The 17,711-nt window shown below is 39.8% G+C and carries 17 protein-coding genes; 8 read left to right on the top strand and 9 right to left on the bottom strand.

The genetic code is table 11. The features are described from left to right. Window positions 1-264: 264 nt before the first annotated feature. The 5 genes from KJA58_RS01295 to KJA58_RS01275 form a co-directional block, all read right to left on the bottom strand. Complete coding sequence (locus tag KJA58_RS01295; protein WP_213357666.1) at window positions 265-1,935, bottom strand: DUF1389 domain-containing protein; 1,671 nt, start codon at window positions 1,933-1,935, stop codon at window positions 265-267. A 156-nt stretch (window positions 1,936-2,091) separates the two neighbouring features. Next, complete coding sequence (locus tag KJA58_RS01290; protein ID WP_213357665.1) at window positions 2,092-3,537, bottom strand: DUF1389 domain-containing protein; 1,446 nt, start codon at window positions 3,535-3,537, stop codon at window positions 2,092-2,094. 38 nt (window positions 3,538-3,575) lie between these two features. Next, the gene (locus KJA58_RS01285; protein ID WP_213357664.1) at window positions 3,576-4,331 is read right to left on the bottom strand and encodes a hypothetical protein; all 756 of its coding nucleotides are present in this window, start codon (window positions 4,329-4,331) and stop codon (window positions 3,576-3,578) included. 126 nt (window positions 4,332-4,457) lie between these two features. After that, window positions 4,458-4,808, bottom strand: coding sequence for a hypothetical protein (locus KJA58_RS01280; RefSeq protein WP_213357663.1), 351 nt, complete (start codon window positions 4,806-4,808; stop codon window positions 4,458-4,460). A gap of 83 nt (window positions 4,809-4,891) precedes the next feature. Beyond that, window positions 4,892-5,545 carry a hypothetical protein gene (locus KJA58_RS01275; RefSeq protein ID WP_213357662.1) on the bottom strand — a complete coding sequence of 218 codons (654 nt, stop codon included), beginning with the start codon at window positions 5,543-5,545 and terminating at the stop codon, window positions 4,892-4,894. Window positions 5,546-5,714: 169 nt separating this feature from the next. On the opposite strand from KJA58_RS01275, the gene bioB reads away from it, so the two are divergent. From bioB to KJA58_RS01250, 5 genes are all read left to right on the top strand, one after another. After that, window positions 5,715-6,719 (top strand): biotin synthase BioB, encoded by a 1,005-nt coding sequence (gene bioB / locus KJA58_RS01270; RefSeq protein WP_213357661.1) that lies wholly within the window; start codon window positions 5,715-5,717, stop codon window positions 6,717-6,719. Continuing rightward, window positions 6,698-7,831, top strand: a complete 1,134-nt coding sequence (locus tag KJA58_RS01265) for an aminotransferase class I/II-fold pyridoxal phosphate-dependent enzyme (protein ID WP_213357660.1) — start codon at window positions 6,698-6,700, stop codon at window positions 7,829-7,831. The genes bioB and KJA58_RS01265 overlap by 22 nt, the downstream gene beginning before the upstream one ends. Before the next feature lie 116 nt (window positions 7,832-7,947). Continuing rightward, entirely contained in the window at window positions 7,948-8,553 is a 606-nt protein-coding gene (bioD, locus tag KJA58_RS01260; RefSeq protein ID WP_213357659.1) for a dethiobiotin synthase, read from the top strand. Then, window positions 8,535-9,806, top strand: a complete 1,272-nt coding sequence (bioA, locus tag KJA58_RS01255; protein ID WP_213357658.1) for an adenosylmethionine--8-amino-7-oxononanoate transaminase — start codon at window positions 8,535-8,537, stop codon at window positions 9,804-9,806. Before bioD ends, bioA begins: the two co-directional genes overlap by 19 nt. Further along, window positions 9,788-10,450 carry a hypothetical protein gene (locus KJA58_RS01250; RefSeq protein ID WP_213357657.1) on the top strand — a complete coding sequence of 221 codons (663 nt, stop codon included), beginning with the start codon at window positions 9,788-9,790 and terminating at the stop codon, window positions 10,448-10,450. The genes bioA and KJA58_RS01250 overlap by 19 nt, the downstream gene beginning before the upstream one ends. 36 nt (window positions 10,451-10,486) lie before the next feature. On the opposite strand, the gene accC is transcribed toward KJA58_RS01250, so the two are convergent. From accC to rpe, 4 genes are read right to left on the bottom strand one after another with little or no spacing between them, the layout of a single operon-like run. Further along, a complete protein-coding gene (gene accC, locus KJA58_RS01245) occupies window positions 10,487-11,842 on the bottom strand; it encodes an acetyl-CoA carboxylase biotin carboxylase subunit (protein ID WP_213357656.1) in 1,356 nt (451 codons plus the stop codon). Then, entirely contained in the window at window positions 11,842-12,336 is a 495-nt protein-coding gene (gene accB / locus KJA58_RS01240) for an acetyl-CoA carboxylase biotin carboxyl carrier protein (protein ID WP_213357655.1), read from the bottom strand. The genes accC and accB overlap by 1 nt, the downstream gene beginning before the upstream one ends. A 19-nt stretch (window positions 12,337-12,355) precedes the next feature. Next, window positions 12,356-12,913, bottom strand: a complete 558-nt coding sequence (locus KJA58_RS01235; RefSeq protein WP_213357654.1) for an elongation factor P — start codon at window positions 12,911-12,913, stop codon at window positions 12,356-12,358. 8 nt (window positions 12,914-12,921) lie between these two features. Beyond that, on the bottom strand, window positions 12,922-13,602 hold the full coding sequence (gene rpe / locus KJA58_RS01230) for a ribulose-phosphate 3-epimerase (RefSeq protein WP_246485708.1): 681 nt from the start codon (window positions 13,600-13,602) through the stop codon (window positions 12,922-12,924). 360 nt (window positions 13,603-13,962) lie between these two features. Here rpe and KJA58_RS01225 point away from each other — a divergent pair, with 360 nt between their 5' ends. The 3 genes from KJA58_RS01225 to KJA58_RS01215 all read left to right on the top strand — a co-directional run bounded on the left by KJA58_RS01225 (window position 13,963) and on the right by KJA58_RS01215 (window position 17,699). After that, complete coding sequence (locus KJA58_RS01225) at window positions 13,963-15,360, top strand: coiled-coil domain-containing protein (RefSeq protein WP_213357653.1); 1,398 nt, start codon at window positions 13,963-13,965, stop codon at window positions 15,358-15,360. A gap of 78 nt (window positions 15,361-15,438) precedes the next feature. Beyond that, the gene (locus tag KJA58_RS01220; RefSeq protein ID WP_213357652.1) at window positions 15,439-16,284 is read left to right on the top strand and encodes a class I SAM-dependent methyltransferase; all 846 of its coding nucleotides are present in this window, start codon (window positions 15,439-15,441) and stop codon (window positions 16,282-16,284) included. A gap of 83 nt (window positions 16,285-16,367) precedes the next feature. After that, window positions 16,368-17,699, top strand: a complete 1,332-nt coding sequence (locus KJA58_RS01215) for a YihY/virulence factor BrkB family protein (protein WP_213357651.1) — start codon at window positions 16,368-16,370, stop codon at window positions 17,697-17,699. Window positions 17,700-17,711: the final 12 nt, after the last annotated feature.

Genomic DNA, 17,711 nt, shown 5'->3' with positions numbered 1-17,711 from the left:
TTAAAGAAACTTTTAGCCCCATCTCTATGAAAACTATGCATAAACCCTAGAGTACGAAAGACGGGAATTAAACAACAAATGAGCGCCTGTCACTCATTGATATTGCTCTTGCAGCCATAAACAAAGAGCGACGACGCCTAGAATCCCTATAAGAGAGCCCTTTCAGATAAAGTTGCTTGTTAACAGGCAACGATAGAACCTACCCATGACGATTTCGCTATCGACTTCACTTGAATTTATTAAGTAGAGGTTATCTCTGTGATGTTAGAGTTTATCCTTTCTTATTCTCCCTTTCCTGTATATAGATCGATTCCAGTTTATCCAAGGAAGTGCTATTGCCTGCTGCCTGGAAGTTCTTTCTTCTGTAGAGTAAACCGATTCACTAGAAAAATCATAAAGCCTTCCCCTAGCGTACCAAGATTGATCCTCACACCTGCTAATTTCTATCTCATCTTCTTCCAGAACACTGAAAAACCTTTCAATCTCTTCATCTTTTCCATCCTTAGCCCACTGGAATAAAATTCTCATCTCCTCCCAAGTAACACCTCTGATGGATCTCGAGCGTGGTCGACAACTTAACTGCTCTTCAGAAAACACTGAAAGAAATCTAGCACAATTCCACGCCCCCTCATCCCCGGTGAAAAATAATAATCTGTCCCCGAAAGAAAACATTAAATCTGCCAGAAAATTTCTTCCATCAAGATCTGTCATTTCTTGGAATAACTCTAACTTATTTTTGGGGAGGCTTGATAACAACTGCAAACCAGGAAAACTGAGTCCGTGCTCACACAACAAAGAGAGGTCCTCCTCAGATAAATCTACTGGAATAGATTCTGAATCAATAGACTGAGATGCAATAAAACCTTGAAAACTGTCTTTAAAGAAACGAGCCACTACTTTAAACGTAGCATCTTTAGAAACATAAAATGACGCCATACTTGTATATGCCAGTTCATAGGTAGAAGCATGGGAAGCAAACGTCCAATATTTTTTAGAGAAAATAGGTGCATGACGGGAGGAAAGCCCTATCCTAGAAACACTACAAGCAGCAACTTCTGGTAAAGAAAAGTTTTCTCCTGGTCTAAAACGCTCTTTCAACTTTATTAAAGAGGCCCCCTCGAAACAGCTTTCTAAAAAGCACGACAAGAAAAAAAAGGGACAGTTACGCAAGCAAAAAAGTCGAAATCGCCTTCCTATACTCTGAACATCATCTATCAACAAGGCGGCACTTTTGAGCCACTTAATTCCATAAGAAGAGGCTTTATAGAATAGTCTTGGAGACAACTTTCTTCTCAAATCTCCTTCTTCTAAAAGAAAGTCAGGAAGCACATCAAGTAACTCTAAGACTTCTTCAACAGATAACTTTTCTTTTCTAATGAAGTGTTTAATAGCTTCTGAATCTATGCCGGATTCTACAACGCCATCTAAAAAGTTGGGAGATGCTGCCGAAGATTTATTTATCGCTTTCATCGCCTTTTCCAAAGAATCTATAAACTCTGTCTCTTTGAATTCTGAAAGCCTTTTTTCTCCGAGTTCAACCAACTTTTCTGCTACTCTAAGTCTTTCCGCTAAAAATCTCTTAGTTGATTCACTTTCTTCATCAAAATGAGTTTTTTTCTCTAAGAGGATGGGAGCCTCTAACAATCTTTTATCTATAATCCTAGCCTTAGACACAAGGTAGAGCTGAGAGCAAACCAAAACAATTGCTGCAAAGGAACTTACTGCAGCAAAGAAGACCAGTTCAAAGGAAGTTACTCCAAAAAACAGGGCCGAAAGAACGGCTAAAGCAGACATCATAACTATAATCCCTGCAGCAACATGCCTTACCCACTTGCCAATTCTAAAAGCCTTTATGGGCCCCTCAAGATGTCTAAGAGCTTCTAAATCTCTTTCTGGCACTGATGAAATTACTTTAAGAAAGGCTCCCTGGCTCATATTTTCCTCGCCACTAAAAAAAATAAACCCAAATCTCAAAGAATTTTTCTTTGAGGACTTTCAGAAAATTCTAATAACTATGGCTCTCAAAAGAACGATTAAAAGATCTAAAATGCTTTGAGTACAAGCTTACTAGCTTTCCTCTAGACGAGATTACTACTCAGGTAGTAAAGCTTTATTCCCCGTATACCAACTATCCGTAATATCGCTTATATCTATAAACAATCCACTAAGAGTACTCAGTTTATGAGAAAACTCCTTTTCATTGCCTACACCATCTTCCAATTCTTCCTCTGTTAAACACATAACAGAAGAAGCAAAGAATCTATATTCATGAGGGCGGTAATATTCATTAAATCCTCTGGATGTTCTATCGTATAAATATTCTCCGAAAGCCATCATCCATTTAGCTAAAACATTTTCACCATTATAGTTCGTCAATCTAGCAAACCAATCTAATCTTTCCAGACTCAGCTCTGATAAACAATAAAAAGCTTCCGGAGAATATCGATGCTCACATAACGCTTTAAACTCTTCAATTTTTGGAGCATCTACAAGGCCTATATTATTTTCTTTGACAAACAGTCGAAACAACATCTGATATTTTCTAACTATTTCTAAAAACTCACCCTTAAGACCGTAGCCATAGCTTTTCACCATTTGTTCGTACTTTTCCCTAGGAATAATCTGCGATAACACCCACCACTTTCTAGAAAAAATAGTGCTTTTAGACTCCAAAAGTCCTAACCGAGAAACGCAATAAGTCGAAGATTTTTCCAATGAAGAGGTATCTATTCCAAGAAAAACCCCTTCGAAGCTAAGTCCAAGCCAGTTAGATTTATGACATTCATTTAAAAACTTGGACAACCAAAACAGAGGACAGTTACTTTTAGCAAGATTTTCCAATCTATCTAAGAGGGCTCCCACATCCTCACATTGGGCAGCAGGCACCCTGGAGGGCGATGTCCAAAAGCGAAGTACTTTCTCTTGAAGACTCGGAGAGAAGAGTCTTTTAACACGATTAACAAAATCGATAAGCCCCTCCCCATTTACGATCTCTTCTTCACTTTTTAGGTAAAAAGGTTTTCCAGAAAAAAGAAATCGACTTATTTGCTCATCCTGTATTTTTAGTAAAAATTCTCTCATTTCCAAGAAAGATAAGCACTCCTCAAAGAAAAATGCACATAGATCTTTAGGCAAATGACTTTCTAAAAGTTTATTAAAGCCCCCGGAAAACTTTTTACAGCATTCTAACTGTCTATGAGGAAGAAAGTCTGTAGTTTTCTCGAGTTTACTAGGGACTTCTTCTAAAGGAACATCGTACAGTAAGTTTTGAGATATAAGAAGTGCTAGAACAGCCGAGACAAGCACCAGGGAAAGAAGAACCACCGAAGCAGTGTTTAGCCAGGCTAGACATCCACCAACTAGGAAAAGGACGGCGACAAGCACTATGAGATTGGCAACCAGAGTTAATACTGATCGCCTTATCATAACAGAAGAGCTCTCCACCCAATTTGAAAATAAGGGAGCGGACATGGAAAGGCTAGCATAGATTCTGTGAACTGGGCGCGCAGTCTCTGAAGATATTTCATCCCCACCCATAGGATAGAACACCATCTTTTATCTAAAAAATCACACTACTAGGCAGAAAGAGCCTTTCTCCACCCATAAGGTTCTCCGACATCCTTCGGATCAACTCGAACTCTTCTGAGAAGAGTTTCTTCTGTAGGCAGCAGTTTATGGACGACAATATTAGAAAGAATAACCAAAGACAGGATGATAGCAATCGACACTCCGACACCCAAGAGGATAGATATCACCCCAGTTCCAGCTAGAACTCCTAAAGCCACAACCCCAGCTATTCCTGCTAGCACAGCCAAGACTAACCCTGTTATAGCTAGTCCCCTACGAGATTTTATTTCGGGATCACGGGTGACTTTTTCCTCAACATATCTGATAAAAATAGGTCCCGACGTAGGCCCCGTATACCTAACATCACCACTGCCACGCTCGTCACCAACTTGAAATTCGCTTCGCAGAACCTTTCTGATGCAATAGTACCTGTCATAGGCTGCTTGAAGTCTTCCGAGTCCACCTAAAGGGTCTCCGGAGGCTATTGAAAGCCTATACAATCTCTGAGCCTCTGCAGCCAAACTCTCTACTTCTTCGACTAGCCATGAGGGCAATTGAAAGGGAAGTTTATTGATAGAATCTTTTAATAATTCCACGTCATTTTTCAAGTAGATGGCGTCCCCGCTAGAATGGACTATGTATCCAGGAAGCCGCTCAGGAGCTTTTTTTTCCAGAGCCTTTTTCTCATCTTCGCTTAACAAATAAGCCAAGGTAGCTATCGATGACGCTGCCCCTATAACACCAAGAGTTCTACTTACCGCCATAACAAAACACCTAAAAAAGCAATAAACAGGACTATTTTAATAAAACTTTTGTTTTTTGTTAAACACAACAAACTAAAAAACAACAATCTTTAATAAAATTTTACAAAAAAGACACTATTAAAAACTTTATTGCTGAGCAATACTCTCCGCATCTTTTCTTGATCCTGCGCAATATGCCTTAAAATATCTACACAAAGCCCACACAAACAAACCCACTAAAATCGTTGTCAAGATAGCAGAAATTCCTACGCTAGCCCACATGCCCAAAAAAAACACTCCAGAAATAATCATCGCTGAAGCTAACAAGACCATAAGATAGGAAGACACCAAAACCAAGTCTCGAACAATATAAGAAAGCTTCTTAGCTCCACTCCTCTCTGGCAAAGGAACCCTAACACGAAAAGAAACTAAATCCTCCTCCAAAAGCAAGGGACAAACAGGAGACTCCTGTAGTTTTAAGCTAGAAACTTCCACCATTACTCAACCACCCCTAAAACAAAGTGGCCGATTGTAATTAGAAGTATCTTTTCAAAACAACAAACAATCTCTAGAAATGCTTCCTAGCCCTTTTTAGGGAAACAACCACAACACTTTATTATCAAATAAATGACGGCTACAGAAACCACACAGGCGGCAACAATGCTCATCCCACCTAAAGCCAACGCAGCAAACACTCCAGAAGAAACGAGAAGAAGGGGGGCCATTATGACAAAGAAAACAGCGGCTACTAAAGATACGCCTATTACTAAAAACAGTACCTTTATACCTTTTGGACAAGAAACAGATACCGTCGATTCATCTTTTTCTGACTCTTGAAAAATTGTTTTTTTAAAAGACTTCTCCTCTCCATATTGGAAAAACTTTCCTCTAAAGCTGGCTGTATCGAAGGAGCCTACTCTCTGAGCTTCATCAAGAGAAAAGAAACTTTCCCTAAGACCAGCATAAAGAGACAAACAGCGCTTAAATAACTGTTGAGAAGCCTCAGCATGACACCTCCTATTTGAAGCCATAACACCCATACTAGAAAGGTCTTCTAAGGCCTTAATCAACTCCAATATTTTGGCTTCATTCTCGCTAGAAATTGGAACATTGGAATTGCGCCATTGATCAACAAACAATCTAACTTCCCTAGAAAAACTATTCGCATCACGGTGTGAAGGACGATGAAAAAAATCATGAGAGAGCGACGGAGAAAAAGGATAGGGAACAGACATAATACCTCCGAAGACTTGTCTGAGCGGGAGAGTTTAACACAAAAAAACAAAAACAATAAAGTTATTAAATATTTTTAAAACCCCCTTCTTTAAGAAAAGATTGTTGACTTTCTCTTACAGACAAGTAAACTTTCTTGAAAAAATTAACTTTAGGGAACTTTTATCTTGCATGACAGATACGTTACAAACTAATCCCTCTTTTTCGTTGGAAGAAATTTTAGAAATCCTTAATTCTCCTCTATTTGAATTGATCCACAGAGCTAACAAAGTACTACGCTCAAACTTCCCTCCTTCGGAATTACAAACTTGTTACCTCATGTCCGTAAAAACTGGCGGCTGTACGGAGGACTGCGCCTACTGCGCACAATCTTCTAGGTACAACACCCACGTATCTCCCGAAGCTATGATGAAAATTGTGGACGTAGTAGAAAATGCTAAGTTAGCTATAAAAAATGGCGCCACACGCATATGCTTAGGCGCTGCATGGAGAAATGTAAAAAATAATCACCAGTTCGATAGAGTGCTGGAAATGGTTAAATCTATTACAGACATGGGCGCGGAAGTTTGCTGCACTCTAGGAATGTTGACTCCTGAGCAAGCTCAAAAGCTTGCTGAGGCAGGCCTGTACGCTTATAACCATAACATAGACTCCTCTCCAGAGTTCTATGAAACTATCATCACAACAAGGAAATTCGAAGATCGCCTTAACACGCTGGATGTCGTTCAAGAAGCAGGACTTAGCACTTGCTGTGGAGGCATAATAGGCATGGGGGAAACTATTCTTGACAGGGCCAAGATGTTTCATGTGTTGGCATCAAGAGAAAATCCTCCAGAATCTGTTCCCGTGAACATTTTATGGCCAGTTAAAGGCACCCCCCTAGAAAACACCCCCCCAATACCCTTCTGGGATATTTTACGCACTCTGGCAACGGCCCGAATAGTGTTTCCTTACTCCATGGTCAGAATGTCTGCAGGAAGAGCTTTTCTCAGTATTGAACAACAAACCTTGTGCTTCATCGCTGGAGCAAACTCTATCTTTTTTGGAGAAAAACTGCTAACCGTAGAAAATAATTCCATGGAAGAGGACAAGGCTATGCTAGAACTACTGGGAATGAAGCCTCGACCTTCTTTCATGAAAAGTAGAGGCAATCCATGTTCAGGGAAAGATTTTTAAAAGAGGCTCTAAAAAATCGACAAAAGAAAGGTATTCTTCGTTCTCTTTCATTAAATCACAGCGCAACAAAAGTCGATTTTGCCTCCAATGACTACTTAGGGATCTCAAGGAGAGGTCCCTTCTGTCAAAAAACCAACTTCTCTATTCAATGTACTAAAGGCTCTACAGGATCCCGTCTCCTTACAGGGAACTCTTCAGCTCATGAAAAACTCGAAGAAGAAATCGCAAAGTTTCACAAGGTAGAGAGCGCATTAGTTTGTAACTCTGGATACGCTGCCAACGTAGGACTAATTTCTTGTATAGCCTCTCCAAAGGATCGAATCCTATACGATATTCAGGTGCACTCCTCTATTATTGACGGCATAAAACTTTCCAGAGCAAAAGCGTTTCCTTTTAGACACAACGACGTAAGCCACCTAAAAAACCGCCTCAACAAGAAGTATCCAGGAAATACTTTTGTTTGTACAGAAACTCTTTTCTCCATGGACGGCTCCTTAGCCCCTATAAAAGAAATAACAGAAGCATGCCTAGAAAATGAGGCCCTACTTATTGTTGACGAGGCCCACTCTGGCGGGGTCTATGGCAAGTATGGGGAAGGAATAGTTTCCTCTCTAGGCTTGCAAGAGTCCGTCTTTGCAACGATATACACTTACGGAAAAGCCTTCGGCATTTTTGGCGCATCGATAGCAGGCAGCTCTCTACTAAAAGAGTACCTCGTGAACTTCTGTAGACCTTTAGTCTACAGCACTTCTCTCCCCCCCCTAGTTATAGAAGAAATCCGCCACGCTTATCGATGCATCCAAAAAGCTTCAGAGGATAGAAGCTATTTAAACTCTTTGATCACTTATTTTCAAGAGTTAACAGAAAAATATCAGCTCCAACGAGCCTTTCCTTCTCAAACATGCATACAACCCCTACTCTTTCCCGGCGCTCATAATGCTAAAAGAGCCTCCTCTTTATGCCAAAAGGCGGGATTCGACGTCAGGCCCATTCTTAGCCCCACTGTGCAAAAAAATCACGAGATTCTGAGAGTTTGTCTACACTCTTTCAACACTCTTCAGGAAGTAACTCTTCTTTTGGAACTCCTAAACTCCGTTAACAAAATTACTTAACCAAACAAAGAAAATAGAGAGCTTTCTAGGGAAAAAAAGTTTTTTTCTCTATAATCTTCCGCTAATCGCTGTGCTCTCTTAAGAGGGCCTCTCAAACTCCAGCGATCAACACTCAAATGAATATAATAGTATCAGGAATTAATACAGGAGTCGGAAAGACTCTAGCCTCCGCCATCTTGGTGAAAATGCTTAGCGCAGACTACTGGAAACCTATTCAAGCAGGATCCCTAGATAACAGGGATAGCGATCAGGTCTACCATCTAACCCAGTGCGTTTGCCATCCCGAAGCATATCTACTAAGACACCCTCTATCTCCACACAAAGCTTCAAAAGTTGATGGAGTGTCCCTGGATGAACACGACCTAAAGTTCCCTGAAACCAATAACCCTCTAATCATAGAAATGTCAGGAGGTTTTTTATCCCCCTTCCATCATCGCTCTCAAGGAGACATTTTCTCTGAAACAGATAGCCGCTGGGTCCTTGTATGTCGAGATTACTTGGGAAGTATCAACCATACATTATTAACCATTGAAGCCATGCAAAATAGAAACCTATCTCTTCTAGGAATTATTCTAAATGAGTATGATTGCGAGGATTCCCTATGGCTCAAACAAAAATTAGATCTACCTGTCATAGGAACAATTAACAGAGAAAAAGATATCTCTCCAAGTGTTATTAATCATTATGCCAATGCCTGGTCTTTATGCGAAATGATGTTCTAGCTAAAGATGCTGAGTTTGTTTGGCACCCTTTTACACAACACGCCATAGACGCTTCCCCCATCGTCATAAAAAAAGCTAAAGGTTGCTACCTGTATTCTGAAAATGATCGATACCTTGATGCTATCTCTTCCTGGTGGTGTAACTTGCACGGACACGCACACCCATTGATCGCAAAAAGTATCTATAAACAAGCCAAAACCTTAGAGCATGTGATATTTTCTGGAATGACTCATTCTCCCGCAGTCTCCCTACTAGATCAATTGATACCATTACTTCCTAAAGGGATATGCAAAGGCTTCTTTTCTGATAATGGATCCACTTCTGTAGAAATAGCGATTAAAATGGCTATTCAATACTTTCAAAATCAACGTAGCCCCAGATCCCGCATCGTAAAACTAACAAACAGTTACCACGGCGACACCTTCGGAACAATGTCCCTGAGCTGCAACCTGTTTGCCTCTCCTTTCAGCTCTTTTCTCTTCGAAACAATAACACTTCCTTCCCCATATCCTGGACAAGAAAACTTAGCAGCAGAAACAGCAGAAAAACTCTTTAACAACAACAAAGACATTGCCGCCTTCATTTATGAGCCCATCCTACAGGGTGCTGGAGGAATGAAAATTTTCGATGCCAAAACTTTTGATTACATCCTTACTCTGGCAAAACAAAACGAAGTCATTTGTATCGCAGATGAAGTCTTAACAGGATTTGGACGTACAGGCCCCCTATTCGCTTCTTCTCTCATGAAAGAACAACCTGACATCATATGTCTTTCTAAAGGACTAACAGGCGGATTCCTTCCTCTAGCCCTTACTGCTACGACAAAAACCATCTATGAGGGCTTCTTATCTACAGATAGAAAAAAAGCTTTCCTCCATGGACATACATACACGGCAAACCCTTTGGGGTGCGCCGCAGCCATAGAGTCTCTAAAACTTACCCAGTCTGAGAAATGTTCAAAACAAAGAACCTTTATAGAAAATAGCCACAAAAAATTCCAAAAACAACACGGACATCGATGGCCTCGCTGCGAGGTGCTAGGAACCTTACTAGTCCTTGACTATCCAAATTCTTCCCACTCTTATTTTTCTGAACTCAGAAATCATTTATCCAACGCTTTCTTAGAAAGAGGGCTCCTTCTAAGACCGTTAGGAAACACCATCTATGTCCTTCCCCCTTACTGTATTTCTTCTAAAGAATTAAACTTTATTTACTCAAGTCTTGTGGAGGTGTTATGCCAAATCCCCCAGTAACTTTTATTTCTTACTCAGCACAAATGAAAGACATACTCTCTCAAATTATCAGAGACTCCGCTATCCATGCTAGATGGGTCAACACCCTTTCCTATATGGAAAATAGTGGCGCCAGAAAAATAGCCGCTAGCGAACATCCCATTATGGTAAAGGAAGAAATCTTAAAGCATGCCTTTGAAGAGTTTCGCCACGCTTACTACCTAAAAACTCAAATACATAGACTTACAAATGATTTTTTGCCCTCCTATAAGTATGATTCTACTCTGGGCAGGTCATCCTCAAGATACTATCTACATTCTTTGGACCTGCAAACAACAAAATTCTTAAGAAAAGAACTTCTCTTAACAGGATTTGAACTCAGATCCACAGCATACATCTTGGTTACATACGCTATCGAATTAAGAGCTTTTGAACTGTATGAGATCTATAATACCCTATTAAAAGAGTCACAAAGCCCCATAACCATAAAATCTATCCTTATGGAAGAAATAGGACACCTTAAAGAAATGGAATCCGAGCTATCCTTAATACAGAATGGAGAACAACTTCTAGAGAAAACTTGCGCCATAGAAAGCTCCCTATGCAAAAATCTATTGGAAGCTATCTCTTCATCCCTGGAAAAAAAGGCTCTAACGTCTTGCTAAGAGCCTTTTTTATTAATGAACAACCTCTGAAAATATCTATATCAAAGACTCGCCCTTCTCTAACAAATTGTCTATGTAGTTGATATCATAGTTAGAGTTAATGAAATCTTCGTTGTTCAACATAAACTGGTGAAAAGGTATTGTGGAGTGCACTCCGCCTACATGAAATTCTTTTAATGCCCTTTTCATTATGGCTATCGCCTCTTCTCTATCTTTCCCCTTCACAATCACTTTAGCTATCATGGAATCATAGTATGGCGGAATAACATACCCACTATAGCAAGCCCCATCTACCCGAACTGCAGGCCCTGCCGGAGGTAGATAATAATCTAACCGCCCCGGTGAAGGAGCAAAATTATTACTCGGATCTTCAGCATTAATCCTACACTGAATCACATGTCCAGAAAATTTAATGTTCTTCTGCTTCCAGGAAAGCTTCTCTCCTTGAGCCACTCGTATCTGCTCTTTAACTAAATCTATCCCAGAAATTTCCTCAGTAATAGTATGCTCGACTTGAATTCGAGTGTTCATTTCCATGAAATAAAATTTCTTATCCTTATCAAGAAGGAACTCCACAGTACCCACAGAATAGTATCCAGCCGCGCGAGCCAACTCTACAGCCATCGCCCCTACCTTGCGACGTATCTCAGAAGTCAAAATGGGACTGGGTGTTTCTTCTATAAGCTTCTGCCTTCTACGTTGTAAGGTACAATCTCTCTCCCCAAGATGGACATAATTTCCGTGCTTATCTCCCAAAACCTGTACTTCCAAATGCCTGGGGTTTTCAATAAACTTCTCAATATACACATCAGGATTATTAAACCCAGCTTCCGCTTCAGCTCTAGCAGCAGAGAACGCTCTATAAAACTCGTCTTTTGAGCGAACTATTCTAATACCTCTACCGCCTCCCCCAGCAACAGCTTTGATAACAATAGGGAAGCCTATCTTCTCTGCAATCTTTAATCCTTCAGCCTCATCAGCAACAACTCCGGGAGAACCAGGAATAATCGGACACTTAACCTTCTTAGCCAAGTTCTTTGCAGCAACCTTATCTCCCATAGTAGCTATAGACTCCGAACTAGGACCTATAAACGTTAATCCACAGCTTTCAGAAATAGATGCAAAATTTGCATTCTCACTAAGAAACCCATATCCTGGATGTACAGCATCAGCACCAGTAATCTCGCAAGCAGCTAAAATATTGGCTATCTTGAGATACGACTTCGAAGCTTGAGATTCGCCTATACACACAGCCTCATCAGCAAGCAAAACATGAAGAGCCTCTTCATCAGCTTGTGAATATACTGCCACAGTAGATAACCCTAAATCGTGACACGCCCGAATAATTCTAACTGCAATTTCCCCCCTATTAGCTACGAGAACTTTTTTCATTAATCAACCTTCATCACACGAAAAAGCTTCGATCCAAACTGAACGGGATCCCCATTAGTCAACAAAACCTCCACAACCTTGCCTTTGATTCCAGCTTTTACTTCGTTCATTACTTTCATCGCTTCTACAATACAGACAATAGTGTCTTCTGAAATCGTGTCCCCAGGCTTCACAAAAGGCGGAGAATCTGGTGAAGGGGCGCTGTAAAAGGTGCCAACCAAAGGAGAATTGACAAACAAACCAACGTCAGCTTCTGGAGCGCTTTTACTAACCGAAGAATCCTCTGCAGACTCTTTATTAATAGGGTCGGAAGGAATAGGCTTCTCTCTAGAAAAACCTGAAAACAACCTGCCATCATAAAAACCCGGCATCTCATTAGATTGACCAGAATCTTTTTCTAACTCTAGCTCTAACCCTTCCTTTTTTATAACGAAACGTTTCATTCCATTACGCCCCATGGCGATCATTAACTTCTCTATCTGTTTTAAGTCCATAATGCTCTTATATGTTTTATCATACCCTTTGAATATACTCGCAGGTTCGAGTATCGATTTTGATAACATCACCAATTTCAATAAACGGAGGCACCAATATCTCCACACCGGTTTCTAAAAGAGCTTTTTTGGCTCCCCCAGAAATAGGCATGTCTTCACCAGGAAAATCTGTCTTTGAAACCATAAGCTCCAAAAAATTAGGAAGCTCTACAGAAAAAACAGTGTCTCCATAAACCAAAGCTGTAACGGTGGTGCCAGCCTTTAACAAAAGATTCCTATCCTTCATAATTTCTTCTGATATCAAAATCTTCTCGTAATCGCCAAGATCTAAAAAGAGATATGAGGATCCTTCCATGTATAAGTACTCTAATGTCCTGCTCTCAAATTGTGCTTCCTTGACTTCTTGCCCAGACTTGAAATTTCTTTCCAAAACAACGTCTGAATCAGGAGACTTCAAGAAAACTTTAAAAAATACATCCCCCTTTGGGCCTGTTATTTTCTCTATAGATAAAATTTTAAACAACCCATCCTTCAAGGAGACAAACATCCCCGCTGTGAGCTGATTACTTAGTACCATAGTATTTTTTATCCTCTCAATAACGCTATTCTTTGCTGCATAGACTCGCCCCTCTCCCTTCCTTTAAACAGGTACGAGGCCGCTACTAAGGCATCCGCTCCTGCCTCAATACAACCATGAGCCGTTTGATTATCTATACCACCATCTACTTCAATAAGGCTTGGAGCAACCCCTTGTTCTATGGCTCTATCTAGTTCTTGTCGAACAAATCGGACGCGATCAACAGTTTCTGCGATAAAAGACTGTCCAGCAAATCCGGGATGAACAGACATCAACAGAATAAGATCTGTCTTCCCAAAAAACTTTGGAATAAACTCTACGGAAGTTTCTGGAGAGAACGCTACCCCAGACTGAACGCCACACTTCTTGATATAGGCTAATAACTCCTCAATATCTTCAGAAGATTCAAAATGAACTACGATTCTATCCGCTCCAGAAGCAACAAACTTTTCCACAAAATCAAACGGATTATAAATCATTGCATGAACCTCCAGAAAAATGTCCGAAGTTCTATTAACAGCAGCTATAACATCTGGCCCAAAAGTTAAGTTGGGAACAAAATGGCCGTCCATTATGTCTATATGCAGAAAGTCAGCTCCAGAAACTTTAGCTAAAGCTACTTCCTCTCCTAATTTTGACAAATCAGCCCCCATAATGGAAGGAGCCACTAAAATCCGGTCTCGCTTCAAAATAACTCCGCGAAATAGTCTTGTGTTAACTGGAATGTTTATACAATGGAAAGTCATTATATTTCGAGAGCAATAATGCGAAACCATTATTTAATTCTTGAGTTCTTCTATACCTCCTCAACCCCTCCAAACACTTTTCTTACACATCGCTTCCCATAAATTGCAGCCTCATTAAGCAGCAAAACACCCAAAAATAAAAATTCAACTTAGCAAGCCACTAAAAAGCTTTCCATTAACAAAACTTAAAATATCAAACCAAAGGAAAGTCTGTTAAACCCCCTCATTATGAGAGAATTCTGTTTACATTAAACATAATTTTTTTTAGACTGCCCCCCATTTTAACCAAAAAACAGCAAGATTATGAGTACACCAACACCTTCCATCTCTCCTGTTGTCGTAAATGTAGGAGAAACTTCCGTTAATCCCCAAAAAACCGCAGCAACCCCACTTTTAGATAGAATAGTACAGGCTGCTGCCGTTGTCTCCTTAGTCGTTCTGGCAGTCATTGCAGGACTAGGTATCGTTTCCATGGTAGCTTCCGGACAACTTCTTCTTAGCTTAATAGCTACAACATTAGGAGCCGTCGCTTTTGCCGTAACCCTCCTGTCTCTTAACAGGGGTGGTTTCCTTTCAACAGTGAGAAAGCTCGAGTCTGAAGTAAGTCAGTTCTCTTTAGAAAATGCTAACTTAGCAGGCCAAGTAGCGGAACTAAAAACTGTTAATAAATCTTTACTAGAAACTAACGAAAATCTAGTCGAAACAAATGACAGCCTAAGAAGAACTGGAGATGCTATAAAGGCTTCCGCTAAAAAACTTGCCATAGTTGGTGAGTCCATGGAAAAAGCTACTTTACAGCTAACAGACACCTCCGTTGATCTGAAAGCTACTTCCTCAGACCTAACTAGTGCACTGGCTCTAGCCAGAGAAAATCTGCTCGATATTTCTTCCACTGCAGCAGGTATGGGTAATGAACTCGAATCGATACATCAGATGACTACATCCCTGCAATCTATGGTAAACCTCATTACGTCTACTATTTCTAAAGAAGAACTCCAAAAGATCCTAGAGGAAATGCAAAAAAGATCGCAAGAATTGGAAGGTTTGAAAGACTGCTGTAGGGAACAAAAGGTCACTTTAGAACAAATTAAAAAAGAAGTGGAAATCCAGGAAGCTATAAACAAAGAATTAGCAGAAACTACAGCTCAATTAAAGTCTGCTAAGGACGGCATACTAAAATCCATGGTAAAACAAGCAGATATTACTGAAGAAATGAAACTGGCTGCGGGTGATCAACATAGATTAGTTCAAGATTTAGTTGACTTACAAACCAGATTACACGGGTACGCCTTTAAAGTCGAAGAAGTTGACGTAAATAGAGCTCATATGCATGAGAATGTTTTGACGCAATTCGATTCACTAAAAGAAGCATTTACTAAACTAATAGAAAAGTTTCAAAAAGCAAAGGATGAAGCGGAAGAGGAATTTGCGAAAGAAAGTTCTACAACCACCTCTGGCCATGATCCTTCAGCTCAACCTCCTTTGCAATCACTCCCTCCTTCAACACCGTTACCCCCAGTAGTAGAGTTAGCTTCTGAAGACTTGGCAGAAGAAGCTGAGACAACTCTAACAGAGGATACGACTGGAACAGGAGGATCCGCTCCTACTGAAGAGGCTAGCCCAACAGAAGAGGTTTCTGGAACAGGCACGGCAGGAACCGGAGAAGATGATGATGGCAACGGATATGACACCTCTTACTAAACAAGTAAGGATATCTGAATCGCAACTCTAAAGGGCACCTTAAAGTGCCCTTTTTTCATGTAAAAAAATCAAAAATTTATGAATAACCCTAAAAAAGTATACCTAAGGAATTCGAAGAGACCTTTTCTAAAAAAATCTGAAACAACAACTAAATGTTCAGATACCTCATGGGGAAAGGTTGCTAAAGAATACCACTCTATAGTCGGTTCTGATGGACATTTTTACCATAGAGAAGTCATCCTCCCTAATATTCAAACATTCATTGACATCTCATCCAAAGACTTCTTTATAGACATTGGATGCGGTCAAGGAGTTTTTGAAAAAATACTTCCTAAAAACTCTAAATATCTGGGAATAGATATTTCGAAAGAACTCGTTAAATTGGCAGAAAGAAGCAAGATATCCCCCAAACACGAGTTTGTCGTTGCAGATCTAACAAAGCCAGAACTTCCCCAAAAGACTCAAGCCCATTTTGAATCGGCATCAAAAGCCGTTGCTATACTTTCTCTACAAAATATGACAAACCCTGAAGTAGCGATATCACATGCAAGCAAGCTATTAAATAACAATGGATTATTTGTTATTATCTTAAATCACCCATGCTTTCGCATCCCTAGACTATCTTCATGGCAGTATGATGAAAATCAAGGATTAATGTATCGAAGAGTAGATCGCTATCTATCCAAACAAAAAATACCTATACAAAATAATCCGGGAAGAAAACATTCTGCTCTTACATGGTCGTTCCATTTTCCTCTAAGTTTTTGGATAACAGCTTTAAAGGATTGTGGATTTCATCTCGTTGACATGGAAGAATGGACCTCTCCAAAACAATCTTACGGGAAACGAGGGAAAGCGGAAAACCTTGCTAGAAAAGAGTTTCCTTTGTTTTTAGCTTTAAAAGCTCAAAAGATTCGCCATTAAAAACAAAAAAAACCTCCAGCAATTAATTAGAATTAAAATTGAAATTCTTTTAAATTTATATAAAAGAAACAAATTCTAATAAAATGCTAAAAAAAATCCGTTCATCATTAAGCTCTATCTTTAAAGCATTTCGTTCTTTCAAAACTAAATATTTTCCTATAGAAAAGATCAAAGAATCCCGATTTGTTCGAGTCATAAAAGCTACTATATCAACAGTTTTTTACTGCGAGCTCCCAAGAGAAGCCGCTATTCTAAGTTACTACGGAGTCCTCACGATCATTCCCATACTAGTTTTCTTTTTCAGACTTTCAGAAAAACTTTTTGCTAACGCTGATCTACAAAAGTTTCTTATAGAAAAGTTCCCTAGCTACGCAACACAAATTAAAGAAATCGGTATCACAGCTTCTGAAGCCTCTGATTCGGGAACAGGCATCGTCTTAATCTCAAGCTTTTTTGTCTTTTGCTGGGCAGGACTACTAATGTTATCTTCTCTAGAAGATGGATTAAATAAAATATCAGGTAATAGTGTTTTCAAAGTGTCCGGCAACCGCTTGTTAGCATACTTAGGGATATTGCTTGTTACACCTATGGTTTTCATTCTTTCTTATGGATCTTTCATTTACGTAACAAAAATACTCCCATTACTAAACCCTAGCTTTCTTCCTCTGACAACGTCCCAATATATCTTGAAACTGTTCTATTCGACTCTTCCGTATTTCGTTGTTTGCCCTTCTTTGTTCCTTTGCTATTACTTTCTACCAAGGACAAAAGTATTATCTTCAGCTGCATGGATAGCCTCAGCCATCATAGGAATCATCTATGTATCTTGCCAACACTGGTTCCTGATCATGCAAATTAAACTATTCAACTACAGCTTTACCTACGGAGCTCTAGTCGCCCTCCCTTCCTTCCTTTTATTACTATACATATGTTCGTTCTTATTCCTAGTTGGAGGGGCATTAACATTTTCGATACAAAACCTTGGGTACAAATTCTTTTCAAGGAACAACGCCCTCCTTGAGGGGTACGAAAAAACTGTCGTGTGCTTAGAAATCCTACTCATGAGCATGCACAGATTTAACAAAGGACTCCACGCATTGACTGCTAGCGACATTTCCAAATCAACACGCATCCCCTTGGGGGAAATCACCCAATGTCTTGATATTTTAGTGGAAAGAGGACTAGTAACAGGATTTGGTCAAAAAAGAAATCAGCAAAAATATCTTCCCGCATTCAATTTCAACGAATTAAAAGCCTTAGAAGTTCTTATGAAAATCATAGGAACAAACAAAAACGTTAAATATAAAACTAGCATCGAAGGAAGTACTGCTGAAAAACTACTAGAAGATATCATGAAAAGCCTACGAAACAACGAACATAACGTGACTATATTGGAGCTTACTCAGAACATTTAACTTTGGATTTAC

Origin of the sequence: Chlamydiifrater phoenicopteri (assembly GCF_902807005.1) — a bacterium.
In the GTDB taxonomy this organism is placed as follows: domain Bacteria; phylum Chlamydiota; class Chlamydiia; order Chlamydiales; family Chlamydiaceae; genus Chlamydiifrater; species Chlamydiifrater phoenicopteri.
Note: the sequence above shows the minus strand (reverse complement) of the source record. Positions and strands in the feature narration are given on the sequence as shown.

What these genes read in the sequence shown, in the direction of transcription:
- KJA58_RS01295 (WP_213357666.1), bottom strand. Translation starts at nt 1,935, where the DNA reads ATGAGCCAGGGAGCCTTTCTTAAAGTAATTTCATCAGTGCCAGAAAGA.
- KJA58_RS01290 (WP_213357665.1), bottom strand. Translation starts at nt 3,537, where the DNA reads ATGGGTGGGGATGAAATATCTTCAGAGACTGCGCGCCCAGTTCACAGA.
- KJA58_RS01285 (WP_213357664.1), bottom strand. Translation starts at nt 4,331, where the DNA reads ATGGCGGTAAGTAGAACTCTTGGTGTTATAGGGGCAGCGTCATCGATA.
- KJA58_RS01280 (WP_213357663.1), bottom strand. Translation starts at nt 4,808, where the DNA reads ATGGTGGAAGTTTCTAGCTTAAAACTACAGGAGTCTCCTGTTTGTCCC.
- KJA58_RS01275 (WP_213357662.1), bottom strand. Translation starts at nt 5,545, where the DNA reads ATGTCTGTTCCCTATCCTTTTTCTCCGTCGCTCTCTCATGATTTTTTT.
- bioB (WP_213357661.1), top strand. Translation starts at nt 5,715, where the DNA reads ATGACAGATACGTTACAAACTAATCCCTCTTTTTCGTTGGAAGAAATT.
- KJA58_RS01265 (WP_213357660.1), top strand. Translation starts at nt 6,698, where the DNA reads ATGTTCAGGGAAAGATTTTTAAAAGAGGCTCTAAAAAATCGACAAAAG.
- bioD (WP_213357659.1), top strand. Translation starts at nt 7,948, where the DNA reads ATGAATATAATAGTATCAGGAATTAATACAGGAGTCGGAAAGACTCTA.
- bioA (WP_213357658.1), top strand. Translation starts at nt 8,535, where the DNA reads ATGCGAAATGATGTTCTAGCTAAAGATGCTGAGTTTGTTTGGCACCCT.
- KJA58_RS01250 (WP_213357657.1), top strand. Translation starts at nt 9,788, where the DNA reads ATGCCAAATCCCCCAGTAACTTTTATTTCTTACTCAGCACAAATGAAA.
- accC (WP_213357656.1), bottom strand. Translation starts at nt 11,842, where the DNA reads ATGAAAAAAGTTCTCGTAGCTAATAGGGGGGAAATTGCAGTTAGAATT.
- accB (WP_213357655.1), bottom strand. Translation starts at nt 12,336, where the DNA reads ATGGACTTAAAACAGATAGAGAAGTTAATGATCGCCATGGGGCGTAAT.
- KJA58_RS01235 (WP_213357654.1), bottom strand. Translation starts at nt 12,913, where the DNA reads ATGGTACTAAGTAATCAGCTCACAGCGGGGATGTTTGTCTCCTTGAAG.
- KJA58_RS01225 (WP_213357653.1), top strand. Translation starts at nt 13,963, where the DNA reads ATGAGTACACCAACACCTTCCATCTCTCCTGTTGTCGTAAATGTAGGA.
- KJA58_RS01220 (WP_213357652.1), top strand. Translation starts at nt 15,439, where the DNA reads ATGAATAACCCTAAAAAAGTATACCTAAGGAATTCGAAGAGACCTTTT.
- KJA58_RS01215 (WP_213357651.1), top strand. Translation starts at nt 16,368, where the DNA reads ATGCTAAAAAAAATCCGTTCATCATTAAGCTCTATCTTTAAAGCATTT.